18 protein-coding genes and 1 tRNA gene are annotated in these 20,318 nt (G+C 41.9%); 10 read left to right on the top strand and 9 right to left on the bottom strand.

What is annotated here, in order from left to right:
- Positions 1–59: 59 nt before the first annotated feature.
- The 3 genes from JMX07_RS05835 (at position 60) to JMX07_RS05845 (ending at position 3,058) form a co-directional block, all read left to right on the top strand.
- Positions 60–584 (top strand): hypothetical protein, encoded by a 525-nt coding sequence (locus JMX07_RS05835; protein ID WP_201606824.1) that lies wholly within the window; start codon positions 60–62, stop codon positions 582–584.
- A gap of 273 nt (positions 585–857) precedes the next feature.
- Entirely contained in the window at positions 858–2,273 is a 1,416-nt protein-coding gene (locus JMX07_RS05840; protein ID WP_413786657.1) for a deoxyguanosinetriphosphate triphosphohydrolase, read from the top strand.
- 104 nt (positions 2,274–2,377) lie between these two features.
- Entirely contained in the window at positions 2,378–3,058 is a 681-nt protein-coding gene (locus JMX07_RS05845; protein WP_057759356.1) for a TetR family transcriptional regulator, read from the top strand.
- A 22-nt stretch (positions 3,059–3,080) separates the two neighbouring features.
- Here the strand turns inward: JMX07_RS05845 and gspK are convergent, their stop codons facing one another.
- From gspK to JMX07_RS05875, 6 genes are all read right to left on the bottom strand, one after another.
- Complete coding sequence (gspK, locus tag JMX07_RS05850) at positions 3,081–4,142, bottom strand: type II secretion system minor pseudopilin GspK (protein ID WP_179798895.1); 1,062 nt, start codon at positions 4,140–4,142, stop codon at positions 3,081–3,083.
- 54 nt (positions 4,143–4,196) lie between these two features.
- On the bottom strand, positions 4,197–5,045 hold the full coding sequence (gene gspJ, locus JMX07_RS05855; RefSeq protein WP_201606827.1) for a type II secretion system minor pseudopilin GspJ: 849 nt from the start codon (positions 5,043–5,045) through the stop codon (positions 4,197–4,199).
- Positions 5,042–5,512: a type II secretion system minor pseudopilin GspI gene (gspI, locus tag JMX07_RS05860; protein WP_227684650.1), complete on the bottom strand. Its 471-nt coding sequence runs from the start codon at positions 5,510–5,512 to the stop codon at positions 5,042–5,044. The genes gspJ and gspI overlap by 4 nt, the downstream gene beginning before the upstream one ends.
- A 38-nt stretch (positions 5,513–5,550) precedes the next feature.
- A complete protein-coding gene (locus JMX07_RS05865; protein WP_413786658.1) occupies positions 5,551–6,177 on the bottom strand; it encodes a prepilin-type cleavage/methylation domain-containing protein in 627 nt (208 codons plus the stop codon).
- A 366-nt stretch (positions 6,178–6,543) separates the two neighbouring features.
- Complete coding sequence (locus JMX07_RS05870; RefSeq protein ID WP_057759351.1) at positions 6,544–7,227, bottom strand: TetR/AcrR family transcriptional regulator; 684 nt, start codon at positions 7,225–7,227, stop codon at positions 6,544–6,546.
- A 233-nt stretch (positions 7,228–7,460) separates the two neighbouring features.
- The gene (locus JMX07_RS05875; RefSeq protein WP_201606833.1) at positions 7,461–8,249 is read right to left on the bottom strand and encodes a TatD family hydrolase; all 789 of its coding nucleotides are present in this window, start codon (positions 8,247–8,249) and stop codon (positions 7,461–7,463) included.
- Between the two features lie 256 nt (positions 8,250–8,505).
- On the opposite strand from JMX07_RS05875, the gene JMX07_RS05880 reads away from it, so the two are divergent.
- The gene (locus tag JMX07_RS05880) at positions 8,506–9,171 is read left to right on the top strand and encodes an acyltransferase (RefSeq protein ID WP_101205458.1); all 666 of its coding nucleotides are present in this window, start codon (positions 8,506–8,508) and stop codon (positions 9,169–9,171) included.
- Positions 9,172–9,193: 22 nt separating this feature from the next.
- Here JMX07_RS05880 and JMX07_RS05885 read toward each other — a convergent pair whose 3' ends face one another.
- The gene (locus tag JMX07_RS05885; RefSeq protein WP_201606834.1) at positions 9,194–10,981 is read right to left on the bottom strand and encodes a GspE/PulE family protein; all 1,788 of its coding nucleotides are present in this window, start codon (positions 10,979–10,981) and stop codon (positions 9,194–9,196) included.
- A gap of 59 nt (positions 10,982–11,040) precedes the next feature.
- Complete coding sequence (gene tsaA / locus JMX07_RS05890; protein WP_201606835.1) at positions 11,041–11,898, bottom strand: tRNA (N6-threonylcarbamoyladenosine(37)-N6)-methyltransferase TrmO; 858 nt, start codon at positions 11,896–11,898, stop codon at positions 11,041–11,043.
- 426 nt (positions 11,899–12,324) lie between these two features.
- Between tsaA and JMX07_RS05895 the strand changes: the two genes are divergently transcribed.
- Both JMX07_RS05895 and JMX07_RS05900 read left to right on the top strand, forming a co-directional pair.
- Entirely contained in the window at positions 12,325–13,098 is a 774-nt protein-coding gene (locus JMX07_RS05895) for a ferredoxin--NADP reductase (RefSeq protein ID WP_101205461.1), read from the top strand.
- Between the two features lie 152 nt (positions 13,099–13,250).
- Positions 13,251–13,337, top strand: a tRNA-Leu gene (locus JMX07_RS05900).
- Between the two features lie 79 nt (positions 13,338–13,416).
- Here the strand turns inward: JMX07_RS05900 and JMX07_RS05905 are convergent.
- The gene (locus tag JMX07_RS05905; protein WP_057759343.1) at positions 13,417–13,662 is read right to left on the bottom strand and encodes a hypothetical protein; all 246 of its coding nucleotides are present in this window, start codon (positions 13,660–13,662) and stop codon (positions 13,417–13,419) included.
- 503 nt (positions 13,663–14,165) lie between these two features.
- Here JMX07_RS05905 and dinB point away from each other — a divergent pair.
- From dinB to JMX07_RS05925, 4 genes are all read left to right on the top strand, one after another.
- Positions 14,166–15,251: a DNA polymerase IV gene (gene dinB, locus JMX07_RS05910; RefSeq protein ID WP_201606836.1), complete on the top strand. Its 1,086-nt coding sequence runs from the start codon at positions 14,166–14,168 to the stop codon at positions 15,249–15,251.
- Positions 15,252–15,418: 167 nt separating this feature from the next.
- Positions 15,419–16,621, top strand: a complete 1,203-nt coding sequence (queA, locus tag JMX07_RS05915; protein ID WP_201606837.1) for a tRNA preQ1(34) S-adenosylmethionine ribosyltransferase-isomerase QueA — start codon at positions 15,419–15,421, stop codon at positions 16,619–16,621.
- A 110-nt stretch (positions 16,622–16,731) separates the two neighbouring features.
- Entirely contained in the window at positions 16,732–18,489 is a 1,758-nt protein-coding gene (locus JMX07_RS05920) for a peptigoglycan-binding protein LysM (RefSeq protein ID WP_201606839.1), read from the top strand.
- A gap of 51 nt (positions 18,490–18,540) precedes the next feature.
- A complete protein-coding gene (locus JMX07_RS05925) occupies positions 18,541–20,208 on the top strand; it encodes a FimV/HubP family polar landmark protein (protein ID WP_201606840.1) in 1,668 nt (555 codons plus the stop codon).
- Positions 20,209–20,318 lie beyond the last annotated feature (110 nt).

Raw genomic sequence — 20,318 nt, forward strand, 5'->3', positions numbered from 1 at the left:
TATCTCTATATTGTTATATTATAACATATCTTTATTTTACTTATTTGAGGGTTCATACTGTGACTAACTATTTTTCTAAACTTGCAGGTATTACTATACTAGGTAGTGTGATGGCAGGTTCCCTATTGGGCTGTCAACCAAACAACGATACCGATGCAGTGGTATCTGAAGAGGTACCAGTAGATAATCACGCCGAACATGAACAAGATCATAAAATGCATGATGATAAAGAGCATGAAGATCACAGTCATGAAAGTCATAGCCACGATCATGCAGCCCATGCCAGCAACAGCAATCCTTTCTCTTGTGAGCCTACTGCTACTATCGGCGTTTCTTATCATAGCGACAGTACACCACAGACAGCGCATTTGCTCATTGATGGTATCGAGTACGATTTGACAGCTGCCGCTGATAGTGAAACTGATGCTGATAAAGGCATCTATACCAGTGATATCGGATTAGACGATACCCACGGCATCATATGGCAAGTAAATGGAGACAAAGCGACATTGCTCAAGAAGACACTGGACAGCGATGTAGCTATCGACAAAGAAGACGTACTTTTTAACTGTCAAAAGTCTTAATATAGTCGTTTCAATATAATTTGGATACAAGCAAGGCGAGTGAAATTACTACAAATAGTAGGCTAAGCGAAACTGGCACCGTATACAATTTATAGGGCATTAACTCTAGTCAAAGAAGTCTAAAATGAGTACAAGGCAGCCGACTACAGATTGTACAAATAGCACCTTTAAGGAGGGGAACGCCGTAGTCGTTTAGTAGTTCTCTGACTATATAGCTGAACCAAGGGCGCTATTTTGCTATGCTAGAGGCTCCCTTGGTTCCGGATGTTTAATATGCTAAATAAACCAACTTCTTTGTCGTCCCCTACCACACAATGGTCACATCTTCTTAATTCACAGCGTCTTGGTGCTTCCAAAAAATTTAACGCCAATACCAGTACTCGTTCTCAGTTTCACAAAGACTATGACAGACTGGTATTTTCTCACTCTTTTCGCCAGCTAAATCAAAAAACCCAAGTCCATCCATTGACCAATCAGCTCGGTATTCATACGCGCCTGACTCACTCGCTAGAAGTTTCTTCTATTGGTCGCTCTTTGGGAATGATGGCTGCCGAAAAAATTCATGATGCACTAGGTAGCAGCCTGCCAGCAGGAGTTTCACCTGCAGATGTCGGTGTGATCGTACAAGCAGCTTGTCTCGCTCATGACATTGGCAATCCGCCTTTTGGCCACGCTGGAGAGTATGCGATTCGTGATTGGTTTGGGCAGCCTGAACCGCAAGCAATTTTGGAAAATTTAAGCAGCAACGAGCGATTAGACTTACTGGCATACGAGGGTAATGCTCAAGGGTTTCGCCTATTGGCACGTAATGAGCATCATCCTGACAAGGGTGGTATGCGGCTCACCTGTGCCACGCTAGGCGCCTTTATGAAGTATCCGTGGTTGGCAACTCACAGTAACGATGTCAATGAAAACCATTATAATGTGCAGAAATTTGGCTGCTTTTATAGTGAGGCCTCTCAACTAGAAGAATTAGCGGCATGCTTGCATTTACCACGCTCGGAGCAACATGATGGCTTTGCGCGCCATCCATTGGCTTATCTGCTAGAAGCGGCAGATGATATCTGTTATGCGCTAATCGATTTAGAAGATGGCATCAATCTGAATATGCTAACCTATAGCGAAGTGGCTACGATATTTTATGAGCTGATTGGTGAACGTCCGAGTAGCGTAAACTTGCCAGCGCATATGTCTGTCAGACAAAGTCTCGCCTCCCTGCGGGCACGAGCCATGATGCGTTTGGTCAATACCGTCACCGATGCCTTTGTAGCCAACAGTGATGCATTGCTAGCTGGCACGTTGCAAGGCAGCCTATTTGCCCATTGCGATACCAGCGTACAAAATGGTATCAATCAAGCTAAGCAACTAGCACGTGAAAAAATATTTAATCATCCGAGCAAAGTAAGAATGGAGCTGATGGCCAATCAGTGCTTGCATAGCCTATTGAATGCCTTTATGCCACTCGCTTGGACAGGGTCGCAATCTGCTACTATGCAGCCGCCGATGTCTTTTGAGCAGCAACGTCTGTTAAGATTACTACAGCCCCATCTTGACGAACATCGCCGCATCTTGTCTGACGATATCTATCATAATGTCTTAAATATTTTGGATTTTATTACAGGTATGAATGATCATGAAGCTTATCGACTGGCGCAAGAATTGCAGGGTCATTGGGGCACAGTGGTTTAAAAGACCAGTACAGGTTTAGTAAATTAACACGAATGACGTATTTCAGTCGTATTTATGCGTTGAAATGAGTATGATAAACACCTACCGGACAATTTTGAAATATTATGAGCAGTCGCGAACAAAAAAAACTTCAAACTCGGCACGCCTTTTTTAATGCTGTGCTCGATTTATGTATGACAGGGCAATCTTTTAGCTCTATCAGTCTCAGACAAGTAACACGCGAGGTTGGCGTTGTGCCGACTGCGTTTTATCGCCATTTTGATGATATGGAGTCACTCGGGCGCGCTTTGGTCATTGAGGAATTGGGCGGTACGTTAGCCACGTTAAGTGATAGCCTGCAGATTGGGCGCAAACGTAGCTTTGATCGTCAAATCGCAAAAAGTATTCAGCTATTCTTGTATATGGTCAGCGATCAGCCTTATTACTGGCAGTTCTTGGTCAGTGAGCGTTATGGTGGGTCAGAAGCAGTACGAAAAGCCATCAATGAGTTGATTAAGATACATGCTCAAGGGTTGGCCGACGACTTAGCGTTGCAGCCAGCGTTTACCCATATCAATGCTTATGACCGTCGCCTATTAGCTGAGGCTGGCGTAAATATGTTCTTCTCTTGGATTATTGATTGGCTAGAGCTGACCTATACAGAAGATCATGATGATGAGATTGATCTAAACGAAATCGAAGAAAACAAGCAGCTAATGCTACATAACTGTACTCGTCAAGCACAGATGCTTTTTTACGGGGCTTATAATTGGAAGTCTAGCGAAGAAACACGCCTAAAAGACTAAATGTTGCTCTCAATACCATCCGCTAAAAGCTCGGACGAAATGCCCATAGTCGCTGTGTTACTACTTTGACTTCCTTGGGCATTTTACCGTCTACCCCACTACTATTACTCGCCTGATTATTATTAGCTGTCTGACTACTATTAACTGCCTGATTATTATCAACGACGGTTTTACTAATCAAAACAGTGGCAAAACGCTCTCTAGCCTGACCGACAGTTGCATTATCAGTCGCTGTGATAAGTGCCATAAATGCTTGGCTATCAACGGCGAGCATGGGTGTTAAAGCCTTTCGCTGCTCATCATTTACACTGCCAAATATCGGTAATTGCCATACTGCATCAATAGACGTCAGCGCCTGCTGTGCGCGCATATCTACCAGTGATTGCATCTGTTGACTGTTAGCACCATCCATTAGTGCGGCTAACAATACAGGACTGGCAGTATTGATATTAATCGGCACATAATAAGGCACCGCGGTAAGATAAGGCCGTAGTACTGCTAGAGTTTCAGCGCTCACCCCTGTCACTTCTAGTAGCTGATCGATACTGACAAAAGGCTGATTTGGCAGAGCATCTGTTGCTACAGCGTTTGACTGCTGCGCATATACCGTACTTTCATCACCACCATCTTGATATACCTCGCCGTCTGCATCTTGCCAATCAAGTATAGCAATAGCGATATCAGGCTCTAGATTTAGTTGCGTGAGTAGTCGTTGGAATACTGCTAAAGCAGTGGTATTGGCCGACCCATCTTGATACAAGTTATTAATGTTAAAACGACCAGACTCATCGCGTAGCTCGACGCTGACACTGTGACTAGCCAATGCATAAGGTGGTATGGGCTGCGCCCAGATATCTTGCGCACTATCAGTATCATTGATGTTGCTATCAGCGCGAATCATCGTCAATGCCAACTGTTGACCTGCATCGATATCTTGCAGCAACTGATTTTGATCGAACAACAAACCACTACGCCTAATTGCAATTTTTTGGCTAGCAAGCATCGATCCTGCAACCACAGTAATACTCACTACCAGTAATAAGATAGTCAGCAGTGCAACACCGCGTTGAGAGTTCGCAGTCATCGACATACATAGCCTTTGTTGTTGAGCAATTGATGCATTTTAACTACTACCTTCTCAATTATTCGTTCCCGCACTACTATTATTGTCATTACCATCACTACCGCTGTTGTCATTATTAGCATTATCATTGCTGCTACTATCTGTGTTATTGACTGTGCTTTGACTATTGCTATGCGATATCGGTTGCGGGGCGAGTGCCCATTGCCAAGTGATTGGCATATCTTGGTATGTAAAACTAACCGCGACTCCTTTCGGTAATAAAACAGCTGTTGGCTTAGGACTCGCTGTATTCGCTGATTGTCTCACCGCTTTATTCGTACTACTGCCACTGTTAGCATCATCGCTCGGAAACTTGGTACTTAGCTCTGGTAGATAAGCTTGCCAGCTTCCTGCTGTGACACCTTCGAGCAATACGCTGTCTAGGCTGACGCTGTCACGCCCGCCTTCCATACTGGTATACTGGCGACGTATCAAACGCTCATCCGCAAAAATATATTCGATATGTTGGATACTATTGCTACTCTGATATCGTGGATCAGGATCGGCAAAGCGTACAAAGCTGATATGCTCGCCATCTAAACTCATAAAGGGCTCAGGCGCTATTTCGTTCATTTGCTCGCTTGATTGGGAGCTAGTGTTCGCGTTAGTACTATCGCTTGGACTGTTATTCGCCGCACTGACACTTTGAGTAGTCGGCGCTTGATAAGGGATAATTTGACCCATGTCTTGCTGTAACTGTAAATAAGCGTACTGCAGAACAGCCAGATTGTCAGCATGAAATTGCGCGCGCTCACGAGCACGGTTGACCCCATCAAATACCTGCCAGCCTGCAACGGCTAGCATCGCAAATATTGCCATCGCAACCATTAGCTCAAGCAGTGTAAAACCACGCTGATGCCTCACAGACCGCCCTCTGCTTGCCCGCTATCACCTGTTGTGCTTAGACCACTTAAATCCAAACTGCCCGTATCTTGCTCAGCATTACTTAGCATCACAGTGATATCAGTGACCGATGTGCGTGTCTGTCCATCTATAATAGGCGCAACTGCGATATTTACTTCTTTTAGGGCAGGTGTGATGGCGTCGCCGACTGTCATTGATATTTGCCAATCACGCCCTTGAGCGTTCACGGTTTGGGTGCGGTTGGCTGTCAGCCACGTCTCTTGAATACGCAAATCAGCGGCGGCATTTTGAGCGACGAAGTGAGCAAGCGTACGAGTACGCAATATATCAACTGAGCTCAGATATGCACTACTGGCACGGCTCGCCGCGACTGCTACCACTGCCAAAATAGCCAGAGCAACCATCACTTCGATAAGGGTAAAGCCGCTCTCGCGCCTAGACTTGAGTGATATAGATCTTGGTGACATAGGCTGACTTGTCATAGGAGGTTTATATAATTTAGTCACTATAACCCCTGTCCGATTCGCATGCTACCATCTGGCATTATCGTAATCACCTCGCCCACTAAACGCGAATCGTGAAGCACTTCAATGGTGACGGGCGTTGCTTGTCCTGTACCAAACCACAATACCTGCGGTACATTTTGATCGCTAAACCAAGGCTGTAACGTTTGGGTTCGTCCCGTACTCTGTAAACCGCTAGAATCCAAACTTTGAACTCTAATACTCACGCCAGTGGGCAGTTCAGGCAAATTGATATCCGACTCGACTTCCCAACTTGGCGTTGGTTTTTGCTCATCAGTAGAGCCTGATAGACCAGCAACCTCTGCCGACAGCTCCATAGCATTCTTAGGCTGACTGTCGGCGCTATCTGACATCATCTCTGTTGTCTGGTACGCGACATATGGATTTGATAATGTAACGATGACCGGCTCTACCTGCCCCTGCTTATCTGCCTGCATACGCAAACCCATCGGCTGCATACGTTCAGCCGACAATAGGCGAACGTAACTCAATGAATCGGTCAGATGCTCATAAAAAGCGCGGTTTTTGCGGGATTCACTGCTACCGACAGACAAACTCATTATGCCAGCAAATATAGACAAGATAACCACTACCACCACGATTTCCACCAATGTAAAACCAGCCTGTGGCCGACTGTTTAACGATGAGACTGATGATAAGTGATAAGCATCACTTGATATGGAGACGCAGCTGCGACAATGGTCTGTAGGTCTTGTATCTAAGCAGCTTGACTGAGACGTTTGACTAATTAGAGTAAAAGAGCAAGTAGCCGCTGAACTGGACTGCGTCTTAACACTGACCGGCATATTGCACCTATAAGCCCAATTTTAATTGTCGCAGAATGAGAAAGGGTTTTGAAGAATATTAGAAGATATATGAATTCGTGCTGCAATAGTAAGCATTACAACACGGTTTATTAAAGTTAAGAAAGGTTCACAACCCAAAAATTACTTGCTACTTTACCAATAACTACTTTAGTAGTTGGTATTGCGGTGCTCTTCTGATTCAGTATCGATTTGCTCTACCAGTTCTTGCATATCCTCATCCATGACCTCTTCATCATCAGCAGGATAATGGCTTGGCAACTCTAGCACTTGCTGAACAAAGGCATAACGCAGCGTATCACGGCGACCTAAGTAACGTTGGTAAAAGCTGGAATTCAATAGTCCTGCACCGCCCTGACCAATTGCCCAAATAGATGATAGATAATCACGAGTACTCAAGTTACTGTGCTCATCTTTTAGGTATGCGCTAATAATATCAATCAAACGCTTCATGCGCTGGCGACGGATATCATATAATTCACCAAACAAACGATTGAGACCAGTCACTGATGCTGCCAAACGCTCTTCGATTTGGTTCAACAGCATGGCTTTTTGCGGGTTGAATAACTGCTGAAAAATCATGCGGGCAACGCCTGCCGACGGGCAGTCATCAATACGGTTAATCTCAAACAATTGCTCTTCGTAACGAATAATAATACGCAGATAAAGCTCATCTTTACTGGAGAAATGCTTGTACAGGGTGCCTTTAGCCAAATCGAGCTGATCTGCCAAACTGTCTAAAGTGATATCACCATCGCCTGACTCAAGTAGCAATTGTTCTGCCATCGCTAAGATGTTCTCTTCTCGTGCCTTGAACTGGTGCTGACGACTCATAATCTCTCCTAAAACATGACAAGATTAAGCATATGACCATCAATTATGTGCGTACATTTGGCAATGAGCGTATAAAACTATACAAGAACTGCTGAAATACCATAAAAGGGATATGCTTATATTTACAAATAGTCATTGATAATCATATAGTTACATTTAGTAAATTAAATACTAAAGGGGATTAAACTATGAGACCATCACATAAATGACTGACTGGTCATAGCATAACCATTTTAGCGATACTGTGCCAGTAAATTTTCAAAGTTTTTTGCGGTTAATGCTCCGACCTCGTTACTATCACAACCATACATATCTGCGATAAAGCTTGCGACGTAGGGTACGTAGGCGGGCTCATTGGGACGACCACGCTTAGGCACAGGCGCCAAATATGGACTGTCGGTCTCAATCAAGATTCTGTCTTTAGGCATTTGTCGTGCAGCGTCTTGTATATTTTGGGCACTTTTAAAACTGACAATGCCTGAGAAAGAGATATAAAATCCCAAATCTAAAGCACGTTTTGCGGTCTCCCAGTCTTCAGTGAAACAATGGATAATACCATGCTCAGCACCTTCACTCTTTAAGACATCGATCGTATCTTCTTTTGCATCGCGCATGTGTATGACAAGCGGTTTTTTTAGTTGCTGACTTGCATGGATATGACGTGCAAGACTGGCTTGCTGCTCTTTTTTATTTTCTGTAGACCAGTAGTAATCTAGCCCTGTCTCGCCTATTGCCCATACATGGTCTTTATCAGCAGTCTCGATTAGACGCTCAACCGTCGCTGATTTCAGTATATCGATATCCTCACAAGGATGAATCCCTACACTCATCCCTAGATTTAGGGTCTCGTCACCATAGGTGCTCACAATATTGGCAATCTCGTCGTATTCTGCAAAATCACACATAATCGCCATCGCACGGGTAACATTAGCAGTTTTCATAGCGTCAATCGCGCCAGATAATTTACCATCGTATTTCGTCAAATCTAAACGGTTAAGGTGACAATGAGTGTCTGTAAACATAAATAATCTCGTTATTAAAACTTTCTCAATTAAAAGTCTGGGAATTAAAAATTTGAATCTTGTTTGCATTGATTGCTGTGAAGGAAGCTGTTTTCAAGTATTGTTTAACGGTACACTACCTTAAATGGCTATCAAAAATACTCTAAATAGAATTTATTCTAAATAAATGGATGATACGAACTTAGTCGATACATCATAACAATCTTTTAAAAGCCGAAGCTTCAAAACCTTTATTACCTCTCATAAGTGCCATACTATGAACCATAAAAAAACTATCACTCTACCCCATATCTTCAAAACATTGTTGCCCAAGCAACTGTATAAACAACGGTTTTTATTACAAGATAAAGGCCATAGTAATTACATTGAAATAGCTAACGACGTACGTATCATTGGCAACTCCACAATTACTATTCGTAAAGGTGATAACAATCGAATTACCATTGGTAGTCATGGGAAACTTAATAAACTAAAAATCGACATTAATGGTAATCACAATCAAGTCACTATCGCAGAACATGTTAAATTCTCTGGTCAATTATTAGTCGTTGGTAATCATTTACGCATTCATATTGGTGAGTATACCACTGCCATTGACTGCTATATCTTGGCACGTGATAAGAGTGTGACTATTGGTAAGTCTTGCATGATATCGCGTGGTATTGAAATTCGCGCTACCGATGTGCATAAGGTCTACGATATAGATACTAACGTACGAGTGAACAAAGCACATTCTGATGTCATTCTAGGAGATCATATTTGGATTGCGGCTAATGTGACTATTTCAAAAAACGTCTCTATCGCTGATGGATGTATCATCGCAGCAGGTGCCTTCGTCAATAAACCAGTCACTATACCAAACTGTATGGTAGCAGGCACACCAGCAAAAATCATTCGCCAAAACGTACGTTGGGAACGCTAAACACGACTTCAAATACATGAGACTAATTAAGAGGCACGACTCGCATCACCTCTTCTATGGTTGTCACGCCTTCACTAATACGTTTTGCGCCTGATAAACGTAATGGCTGTAGACCTTCGCGATAAGCTTGTTGTTTGAGTACATCTAAGTTTGTATCGGCTGCGACCAGTTTTTTTAATTCGTTAGACAACGGCATAATCTCGTATAGGCCGACTCGTCCCTGATAACCAGTATGTCGACAATGCTCGCAGCCTTGAGCCATATAAATTTGTGCTGGGGCAGGCGCACGCCAAGGTTGTACCAACTCCTGCCATTGAATGGCAACCTCGCTGTCTGGCACAACGTCTACCGCTTTTTTGCAATGCGGGCATAGTGTACGTAATAAACGCTGTGCCATTACGCCTAAGATAGTCGCTGATGTCAAAAACGGTTGAATACCCAAATCATGCAAGCGAGTGATTGAACTTGGCGCATCGTTAGTATGTAGTGTCGAGAGCACTAAATGCCCTGTCAATGAGGCTTGTACTGCCATATTGGCTGTTTCAGCATCACGAATCTCCCCCACCATAATAATATCAGGATCTTGACGCATCAAAGAGCGAATGCCGTCAGCAAAGTTTAAATCGACACCTGGATTCACTTGCATTTGGTTAAATGCAGGTTCAATCATTTCAATAGGATCTTCAATGGTACAGACATTGACTTGTTCAGTCGCTAACTGCTTGAGAGTACTATACAAGGTCGTGGTTTTACCTGAACCTGTAGGCCCAGTGACCAAAATAATCCCGTTTGGATGAGCCGTCAATTCATGCCACGTTTCAAGCTGCTTGCCGGATAGACCAAGCTGAGCAAAGGAGCGCACCAGTACTTCAGGATCAAATACCCGCATGACCAACTTTTCACCAAACGCAGTTGGCATAGTCGATAAACGAAGCTCTGTCTCTAACCCCTTTGGCGTTCGCGTCTTTAAACGACCGTCTTGTGGTTTACGCTTTTCTGCCACGTTTAGTCGACCTAGAATTTTGATACGTGCGGTCACCGCGACGATGATTGCCAATGGCATCTCATACACCGTATGGAGCACACCATCAATTCGGAAGCGAACCTTACCTGTCTCACGACGTGGCTCTAAATGGATATCACTAGCTCGTTGCTCAAAGGCATATTGCAACAGCCAATCAACGACTCTGACAATATGCTGATCATTGGCATCGGGATTAGTATTGTCACCCAATTGCAATAATGCTTCGACATTGGTCACATCGGCAGCTGCACGCTTATGGACACTATTTGCGCCTGCGATCGCTTGGGTGACTTGATAGAACTCCTGTCGGTAGCGTTTGATCTGCTCAGGATTGATATAGACCGTACGATAGCTTTTTGATTTGATCAATTTTTCAATACTTGAGTGCCAGTCAGTATAAAAAGGCTGATCTGTTCCGATAACCACTTCGTCTACAGCGACCTCAATCGGTAAAATATGCTGTGAACGTGCATATTCAAATGACATCAATTGTGTGACTGCAGGGACATCAACTTTTAGAGGATCAATACGAACGAGAGACATATCTGCTTTAGCCGCCAACCACTGGTTGAGCCAAGCCAAAGTTAATTTATTTTCAGCGCTACTGTCCGTCGCATGGCCATTCGGCAAACCAAATTCACTAATCGTTAATAGAGGATGCTGCGTTTTGTCGCGGAGGCTAGTAATGACTAGGTTATAGCCGCGTTGGTCAATCACTTTATCTGCCAATAGCTCATCTAAACACCAACGCAAATCAATCACTATCGAGTACTGTTGAGCAGACATATCTCTCTTCTTCTATTATTTTAAAATGTGTTGTCAAAAACGCTATCGATGCAAGCCAGTTAGATTGCAGCTACGGCAGTTATCTGTAGCTGTCCTGATTCTATCAACTGAAAACTCACATCAACGGATTTATAACGCATAACAAATGGCGTGGCTATCTCTATCCGTCGATAAGCTGGACGCGGGTCTTGGGCAATTAATTCTTTAATAATGCTCATATCTGAGGTTATCAATTGATTTTGTATACGATGAATCGTAGACGCAACTGTCGCACTATTCGATCCAGTGTTTGCGTCTTTAATACTTGTATCATTGTTATTAGCATCACTAGGCTCGCCTGCGCTTACTAGCATCATAAACTGTTCGTTAGCAGCATCGGTCACGGTCACGTTTAATAATTCTGGAGCAGTTGGTGCAAAACCATTTTCCGTCTGAATCAGCGCATCACTATAGGCCACATACGGCTTTATATCGATGATTGGCGTGCCGTCTATCATATCAGCACCTTTGATAATCAATAATACACGACCTTGAACTATTTTGACTTGTTCGAGCTTGACGACAGATAGGCCTAGCCCTGAAGGCCGATACATACTGCGACTGGCAAACACCCCTATTTTTTGATTACCACCCAATCTTGGTGGGCGTACTTGAGCGCGAAAGTCACTACTGGCTTCATTGTTGTTTTTATATCGATAATTATGATGAAACTGCCAACTCACCCATATATGGCTAAACTTATCCAAACCATCAAATGCAGCTGGCGTATCATATGGCGCTAACATCTCAATGACACTAGTCAGAGCGACCAGGTTTGGCTGGCGTGGCGCACCGAATTTTTGTGACAGCGGGGCACGATGATAGCCAATAACAGGAGCTTGATGGTAGTTATCTAACAGGGGATTCTCATCAAGCATAGACCAACTCCAGTAATACAAAACTGCCCTGATAAGGCAGTTTTGCCAAATGATACAAAATTACTCACTAACGATATTCCATTTTATCATGCTAGACAATCACTGCTAGACGGATTTTTATTTTAAAGTTTGGTATTATGAGCAAGAAATTTGATGAGAGTCATTTACATTTGGGCGATATGACCGGTAATGCTGTCATCGTTGACGCAAATTTACTATGTCTAATGACGTAATAGCTGGCTATATATAAGCTGATAAACTAGTTATATTGCGCTTACTCATCATTTACTCGTTCATAAAAATAGCAGTTTCGATAACGATTAAAAGACTGATACGTTTTTATAATGTTCAATTTAACATTGAAAATTCTGATTTAATACCTATTCAAACTTAACACACAAATAACAACTTATTAACGAGGACTTTATGTCAAAACTTCGCACCGAAACGGTCACAGAGGTTCATCACTGGAATGACTCTCTATTTAGTATCAAAACCACTCGTGACGATGGCTTGCGCTTTCGTAATGGCGAATTTGCGATGATTGGACTTGTTGTTGATGGCAAGCCACTACTACGCGCTTATTCAATTGCCAGCCCTAACTATGAAGATCATTTAGAATTCTTCTCTATTAAAGTTCAAGATGGTCCGTTAACTTCACGCTTACAGCATATCAAAGTAGGTGACGAGCTGTTAGTCAGTAAAAAACCAACGGGCACACTAGTATTGGACGATCTGCTACCAGGTAAGAACCTGTACATGCTCTCTACTGGTACTGGCCTTGCTCCCTTCTTGTCACTAGCACGTGACCCTGAAGTGTATGAGCGTTTTGACAAAATCATCTTAGTACATGGCGTACGTCACGTTCATGATTTGGCTTATCGTGAAATGTTTGAAAATGAGCTGCCTAATGACGAAATCTTTGGTGAATGGTATCGCGAAAAATTCATCTATTATCCAACCGTTACACGTGAAGAGTTTAGAAACCAAGGACGTGTCACTGATTTGATGAAATCAGGCAAATTGTTCGAAGATATTGGTTTACCGCCAATGAATAAAGACGACGACCGCGTCATGCTTTGTGGCAGCATGCCATTTAACGCTGAGGTTTCTGCTATTTTAGATGACTTCGGCCTGACTGTTTCACCGCGCATGGGTGTGCAAGCAGATTACGCAGTTGAACGTGCCTTTGTTGGTTAGAATGATGCCATTTAGCACCAGTAGAATAAATAAAAAATTGTATAAAATAATACTTGACGCAAGTAAATAGGCTGCTATAATACGCAGCCTATACAGTCAACACTGTAGCCCAATTAGATAATATTTAGTCAATAATTATTATCACCTAACATGCCAGTGTGATGGAATTGGTAGACATGACGGATTCAAAATCCGTTGCCTTTAAAAGCGTGTCGGTTCGAGTCCGACCACTGGTACCAATATTTAGTACAAACTAGCCTCCTTTATCGGAGGTTTTTTTGTGCTTATTATATTCGCCCTATCAAACTCTTAATTTATTTATATCGATACTTCAAATGGCATAACAGCGCTTATCTTAATCGGTACTGCATAACTCCATGGCATGCCAGCGCTACAATAAAAATATCCATCATTAAACGATACGATATAAGCGGTAAAATCATTACCACACTGATCCATCATCGCTTGTTCATCGCTTTCATCACAAACCGCACACCATATATTTTCATCACCGCGCGCTAACATTGCTCTTGTCAAATCGCTCCCTTTTAATTCATGACTCATCATCAGCTCCTTAATTATCTTGAACTTTCTCATTAATATTTTTAGAAAGTTAATTTACCAGTATTCAATTCATAAGTTTGGTATCAGCTATAAACAATGTCTTATCAGGTAAATACAATTCCTATAAAAGACCATTTATTACTTTCATAACTATTGATTATCGTGGTTAATATATTGTAAAGCGATAGCATTAGAACTGTAACATATAACTATAATATTCATGATGGAAGGCGATAATATTCAGACAGGCGGTATAGAAAATCTATAATATTTAATGTATGCATATTTTAGAATATATGCAGTTAACATACGTTCACTAAGGTGTATTTGTCAACATCTAATTGCTGTCTATTCTTCAACTATTAACCTTACACTATATTTAGTTATTGATATATAAATTATTCGTATATTGCCATATTTTATGGTTCTATATTCGAAAAACCCCTTTACCGCTTAATAATCGATACTGAAATAAAAGTATTGAGTGATGTAAAATATTAATCATGAAAACTCCTACAGCATCCAATCCACGTAAAATCATTCATATAGATATGGATGCGTTTTATGCCAGTGTAGAACAACGTGACTTCCCAGAGTTACGGGGCAAGCCATTAGTTGTTGGTGGAGATCCAAATGGTCGCGGTGTTGTAGCAGCAGCTAGCTATGAGGTACGTCAGTTTGGGGTGCGCTCAGCTATGTCTTGTTATGAGGCTCGCAAACGTTGTCCAGAAGTCATATTTGTCAGACCACGTTTTGAAGTATATCGAGCTGTTAGCAGCGATATTCGCAATATCATGTACAGCTTAACGCCTCATGTTGAGCCATTATCGCTAGATGAGGCTTATCTTGATGTCACTGGTCTCACGGTACATAAAGGCTCAGCGACATTGATGGCCAATTGGTTAAGAACACAAATATTGCAACATACAGGATTGACTGCTTCTGCTGGCGTGTCCTTCAACAAAATGTTGGCCAAGATTGCCTCTGACATCAATAAGCCTAACGGCACCGCTATTATCACACCAGAAGACGCTGATGCTTTTATTAGTACACTACCTATTGAACGATTTCATGGAATAGGTAAAGCAACGGCAAGACGATTACATGCGATGGGCGTGACTAACGGTGCTGATCTACGCCGTATGTCAGCCGAAGTATTGATTAATGAGTTTGGTAAGCGAGGACAGTTTTATCATGATATCGCTCATGGTCGCGATGAACGCGCTGTCAAGTCTGAGCGCCTGCATAAGTCTGTTGGTTCGGAGACTACTTTTAGAGAAAACCTAAACGATGACACGGCGTTACGTGTACAAATCTATGAACAAAATGCGGATGCCTTCGCGCAACTGCACAAAAAAAATCTCATCGCTCATACTATAACGCTCAAGGTTAAGTATGCCGACTTTACTCAGATTACCCGTACGCACACGCTGACTACCGCTTTTAGTAGTGCTGAATCTGCTCATTACTGGTTAGACAAATTATTCTTAGATATTCCGCGCCAGCTCCCTATCCGATTAGTCGGGGTCACTTTTTCGTCATTGACACCTGCAGCCCAACTATTGCCTCAATTAAATTTATTTGAGTAAAATAAACAAAGACTAACGTAATAAACATGAGAACAGTTAAAAACTATTACTTTTGCTTAGGCTATTCAAATATGTTTTGTGCACGGTGACTACTTAGTAAAGCAACCTTTTATAGCAGTATTTCTGCTACAATTATGCCAAAATTTCTATCCATTTAAAGACTAATTATGACCAACACTCACACTGCATCTTCCGATTCTAATGCCCCACTTACTACCAATAACAACAGTGACGTCTTAGATTATCTAAGCGTGGAAGATTACGACTATGACCTACCAGATCGTTTGATTGCGCGATATCCATTAGCGCAGCGTTCTGCTTCAAGACTTTTGTACTTGCCTGCTCACACTGACACAAATGCTACGCCTGTAGAAGACTGTTTGTTTTCTAAGTTGCCTGATTTATTAGATGCTGGAGACCTGATTGTATTTAATGATACAAAGGTGATGAAGGCACGCCTATTTGGTCAAAAAGATACTGGCGGTAAACTTGAGGTTTTGATTGAGCGATTGGTTACTGTCTCAGACTTAGATATAACGACACTGCATTTAGAAGATTCAAATAATGAATCAGTCAACCAAGGACATATTGCCCTTTGCCATGTAAAAGCCAGCAAAGCACTGAAACTTGGTCAACGTTTTCAACTGGCCGATAGTCATATGAGTGGCGCGATGATTGGTCGTCAGGACAACTTGTTTATTTTAGCCTTTGATGCGCCAATTTTGCCTGATTTAGAACTTTACGGCGAGCTACCTATCCCGCCTTACTTTGAACGTCAGGCCGATGACACTGATAATACTCGTTATCAAACGGTGTTTCATGATCCCGCTAAGCTTGCAAGTGTCGCTGCACCGACAGCAAGTTTGCATTTCGATGACTTGGTTCTCAATAAATTGGCAGAAAAAGGCATCAATACTGCTTTTGTGACATTGCATGTTGGCGCTGGTACCTTTGCGCCAGTTAAAACAGACAACCTACTCAATCATACTATGCACAGTGAGTATGCACATCTGCCACAAGCAACTGCTGAGCTAATTAATCAAACGCATGCAAATGGTAATAAGGTCATCGCGATTGGTACTACGGTGACTCGCGTCCTTGAAACGGCTTATCAAAAAACAGCTATCAATGGGCAAGCACTTTCTAGTTGGTCAGGGGACACGGACATTTTTATTTATCCAGGGTTTAAATTCGGTGTCATTGATCGACTGTTAACAAACTTTCATTTACCCAAATCGACGTTGCTAATGTTGGTATCAGCTTTTTCTGGCAAAGCAGCGATTGAACATGCCTATCAACATGCTATTGAAAAAGAATATCGATTCTTTAGCTATGGCGATGCTATGTTACTTGACAAGAAAATAAGCTGAACATTAAATAAACATTTATGCATTGGACGCAACAGTTGTGAAATAAACTGGTAAACTAAACCGTACTTTGTTATAACAGCAAAGATAACTTATTTTGTAAAGGACTGCTCATGTCTTGTCATTTATCTCGTCGCTTGACTCCTGTACATCGCGCGGTATCGATGGCATTACTTTATTCTGTAGGTTTGGCCGCTATTATTCCAAGCGCACAAGCGGCAACTATCGGTAAGACAGTGGTTAGCTCAGCCCAGCATGAACCTTTAAACGCAAGTATTGTGGTTACCAACATACGAGCGGCTGACTTTTCAGCGAGCTTGGCCAATCCAGTTATCTATCAACAGATGGGATTGACGCCAACTGATTCAATGCAGGTGCGCTTTCAAGCAACTTCAGCGACCAGCGGTCAGGTATTAATCAGCACATCACAGCCTGTGTCAAAGCCTTTCGCTGATTTGGTTTTGTCGATCAATGATAATGGGCAGCAAAATGTCGTACCAAAAACATTATTGATGCCGTTAAATGATAGTCTACCGATTAATAATGCTTCCAAGAACAGTGTTAAAGGCACTCAGAAACTCAATTTACCAAGTGTTTCTGCAAGCGCTGCAAAACCGTTAACCGTAAGAAAAGGTGCACCGCCGCCCCTAATATCAGTATCTAACGCTGCTGCAAATAAACCAGCTCTAGCAAACATAGCAACAGTTGACTCTTCTATTTCTAGATCAGTGTCTAACATACAAGCTCCGATAGTGACAGCTACTTCGCAGACTAGCAATCTTACTTACGCACCTAGTCGGCTTGATAATGGGCGTTTAAATAGTGATTCTGATATAAAAAACACTATCAGTAATGCAAAGAATACTGATAACGGCTTTAGTTCATCGAACCGTTTAGATAGCAGTGCTTTGAGTGCGAATAACAGCACTGAACCTACGAAAGTTGTTGCCAATGATAACGCCAAAGCAAGTATTAAAAACACTCCAATCTTAGATAAAGTATTGATTGATAAACCACTCGATACTCTAAATATTCAAGTCACACGGCAGATACAGCCGAGTCGTAAAAAAACAGATGCTGACACATCACCCGTATCTACTCCGACTACTAGCATCATCGCAAGCAATACTGAGAAAAATGATACTAGCGTCTTGGCGGCTTCTATTGACAATACAACGTCGAGAACTCCTAACAGCGCTACCAATAATGTACCTTCAAATGATAGAGCAACAGATAGCTCGACAATCAATCAATACCAAGTACAACGTAACGATAGCCTATGGATTATTGCTCAGCAGATCGCGCAAGAAAACAATCTAGATACTTCCATCGTGATGAAGCAAATTCAATCACAAAACCCTGATGCTTTTATCAATAAAGACGCAGATCAATTAAAAGCAGATGCTAAGCTTATTTTGCCTAGTTATGATGTTATACCATCACAGAAAAATCTAGAAGCGGCCATCGATGCACAAAGACAGTATATTCGCAGAGCAAATACAGCGGCGGTGCAAAAAACAGCTCAAAGACCTTTTAAAAAACCTTCTATAAGTACGCAAGCGGCCAAACGCCCTGAAAAAGCCACGACAACTAAAACACAAACCTTATCAAAAGCACAATTTTCTGTGCTTGCGCCCGGGCGAGATGGCAATGCAGATGGCACTCAAGCAAAAGCGGCATCAAACACAGGGAATGGTTTGAGTACAGATATATTAGCGACACTCAAAGCATCGCGGCAACAAGCAGCATCACAGGCCCAACGTTTATCAAGTACCAGTAGCACTCTTAGTAGTTATACTAAAAAAATTCAATTACAAAACCAAAAATTGGCTGAGCTGCAGGCTCGTCTCGAAAAATTACGCAATCAATAATTGCCTAACTGATTCATACATTAGATTGTGATCACAGGCGTAGGAATAACTATGGACAATATGCTATATATCATCGCCGGATTGGCGCTTATTCTGTTAGTGGCTGCTTTATTCTTGCGCAAAAATAAGGCGCAGAAATCGTCATCACCTTCGCCTATTAATGCAAGAAAAGATACGCCTACTCCATCACCAAAAGTAGACTATGATACTCCTACCCACACTAATGTCAGCAATAGCCATAAATTTGACCATATCACTATTGCTCAGCGTTTTATGGATCAGCAGCGCTATGACAAGGCGATCGAAACCATTAAACGTGGTCTAAGTGAAAAACCTCATAACAGTGCATTGTCTCTTAAACTACTCAGCATATACGCGACGATAAATCAGCCAGAAGATTTTAATAATATTTATGAGTCTATAAGAAATCATAACGACAGTCAGACTATCGCTCAAGCAGACGAGATAAGAAATCTATCGTTTGATGAATTAGAACCTGCCGCTGCGCAAACACTGGCAACGGACAATGCCAAAGATGATTTTGACGCTATCGACTTCGATTTGCCTATTAGTCAGAATGATAGTACTAATACAGTAGATCACCAGTCAATTGAAGAAAGTAATAACGATACTGCAATAAATGAACCTATCGACAGCTTAGAGTTATCAGACAAAGTCGATAATGTTAGTTCTATTACCGAAAATCCGAATGATAGCTTTGATCTGACTCTCAGCGATTTAGAGAACGATTTCGCTGCGCCTAATATGACAAGTGAAACGCCTGTCATACCGTTAGACAATGTAGATAACGACGTTTTAGAGAGCTCTGCTAACGATAATGTTAGTAATAACGAAGATAACGATCTTAGTGACTTTGAGTTTGACTTTGACTTTGATTCATTTGATGATACTTCGAATGAATCATCTATAGACACTAACCTCTCACATAATGACAATGAGAAAGCAGCACTAGAAGAAGATTTTATCTTAGACTTCGATGATTTAGCAGCCAATGCAGACAAAGACAACGTCGTCACTAATGACGTATCTACGAATTCAGAACAACACTCTGTTGATGCTCTTCAAAACGGTGAAGATGACTTTGCTTTATCTTTGGGCAACCTAGATACATTAGATGACATCGATACTGTTTCTAATGACGACCTATCTACGACTGAAAACGACAGTGGTTTTGATAATTTCATTCTAGAAAATACTGATTGTGGAAACAATACTTCTGAGAGCATAACCCTTGAAGAAGACAACTTTGCAAATATTAATCTCGAGGAACCATTATTCAATGATAATATCGAGGTTAATGATGTTAGCGATGTCGAAGAATCGAATGTCGTACCTGATGAACCATTGGTCTTCGACGATAGTAAACTAATAGACGATAATTTTGATATTGATGATACCAACTCTCTATTTGATTTTCCATCGGACACTGACCCAGTGTCTACTGCTGCACCAGTTGAGGCCGAAAGCCCTGTCCCAACTCAAGATACTGAATCAGCCGAAGAATTCTCATCACGGTTCGCAGCAGATTTTGATTTTGTAAAGTCATTAGATAGTAATCAAGTCACGTTAGATTTGGCAGGGCAATATCTACAACTGGGTGAATACGACAGTGCAAAGCGTCTACTCAATGAGGTGATAGCTCAAGGTAACAGTGAACAGAAACAGCAAGCACAGTTACTACTTGAACGTACTGCGTAGTTAATCGTCTAGTCTCTCATCAGCAAGTACTTCCTAATCACGGGATGCTTGCTGATTTTTTTTGCATTTAACTCTAATACTATCTATTATTAAACCCTTTAGCCATCGTT

The sequence above is a fragment of the Psychrobacter immobilis genome, assembly GCF_904846235.1.
In the GTDB taxonomy this organism is placed as follows: Bacteria; Pseudomonadota; Gammaproteobacteria; order Pseudomonadales; family Moraxellaceae; genus Psychrobacter; species Psychrobacter immobilis_C.

What these genes read in the sequence shown, in the direction of transcription:
- JMX07_RS05920 (WP_201606839.1), top strand. Translation starts at nt 16,732, where the DNA reads ATGTCTTGTCATTTATCTCGTCGCTTGACTCCTGTACATCGCGCGGTA.
- JMX07_RS05870 (WP_057759351.1), bottom strand. Translation starts at nt 7,227, where the DNA reads ATGAGTCGTCAGCACCAGTTCAAGGCACGAGAAGAGAACATCTTAGCG.
- dinB (WP_201606836.1), top strand. Translation starts at nt 14,166, where the DNA reads ATGAAAACTCCTACAGCATCCAATCCACGTAAAATCATTCATATAGAT.
- JMX07_RS05875 (WP_201606833.1), bottom strand. Translation starts at nt 8,249, where the DNA reads ATGTTTACAGACACTCATTGTCACCTTAACCGTTTAGATTTGACGAAA.
- JMX07_RS05880 (WP_101205458.1), top strand. Translation starts at nt 8,506, where the DNA reads ATGAACCATAAAAAAACTATCACTCTACCCCATATCTTCAAAACATTG.
- JMX07_RS05840 (WP_413786657.1), top strand. Translation starts at nt 858, where the DNA reads ATGCTAAATAAACCAACTTCTTTGTCGTCCCCTACCACACAATGGTCA.
- JMX07_RS05895 (WP_101205461.1), top strand. Translation starts at nt 12,325, where the DNA reads ATGTCAAAACTTCGCACCGAAACGGTCACAGAGGTTCATCACTGGAAT.
- JMX07_RS05925 (WP_201606840.1), top strand. Translation starts at nt 18,541, where the DNA reads ATGGACAATATGCTATATATCATCGCCGGATTGGCGCTTATTCTGTTA.
- gspI (WP_227684650.1), bottom strand. Translation starts at nt 5,512, where the DNA reads ATGTCACCAAGATCTATATCACTCAAGTCTAGGCGCGAGAGCGGCTTT.
- JMX07_RS05845 (WP_057759356.1), top strand. Translation starts at nt 2,378, where the DNA reads ATGAGCAGTCGCGAACAAAAAAAACTTCAAACTCGGCACGCCTTTTTT.
- JMX07_RS05885 (WP_201606834.1), bottom strand. Translation starts at nt 10,981, where the DNA reads ATGTCTGCTCAACAGTACTCGATAGTGATTGATTTGCGTTGGTGTTTA.
- queA (WP_201606837.1), top strand. Translation starts at nt 15,419, where the DNA reads ATGACCAACACTCACACTGCATCTTCCGATTCTAATGCCCCACTTACT.
- JMX07_RS05905 (WP_057759343.1), bottom strand. Translation starts at nt 13,662, where the DNA reads ATGAGTCATGAATTAAAAGGGAGCGATTTGACAAGAGCAATGTTAGCG.
- tsaA (WP_201606835.1), bottom strand. Translation starts at nt 11,898, where the DNA reads ATGCTTGATGAGAATCCCCTGTTAGATAACTACCATCAAGCTCCTGTT.
- gspK (WP_179798895.1), bottom strand. Translation starts at nt 4,142, where the DNA reads ATGACTGCGAACTCTCAACGCGGTGTTGCACTGCTGACTATCTTATTA.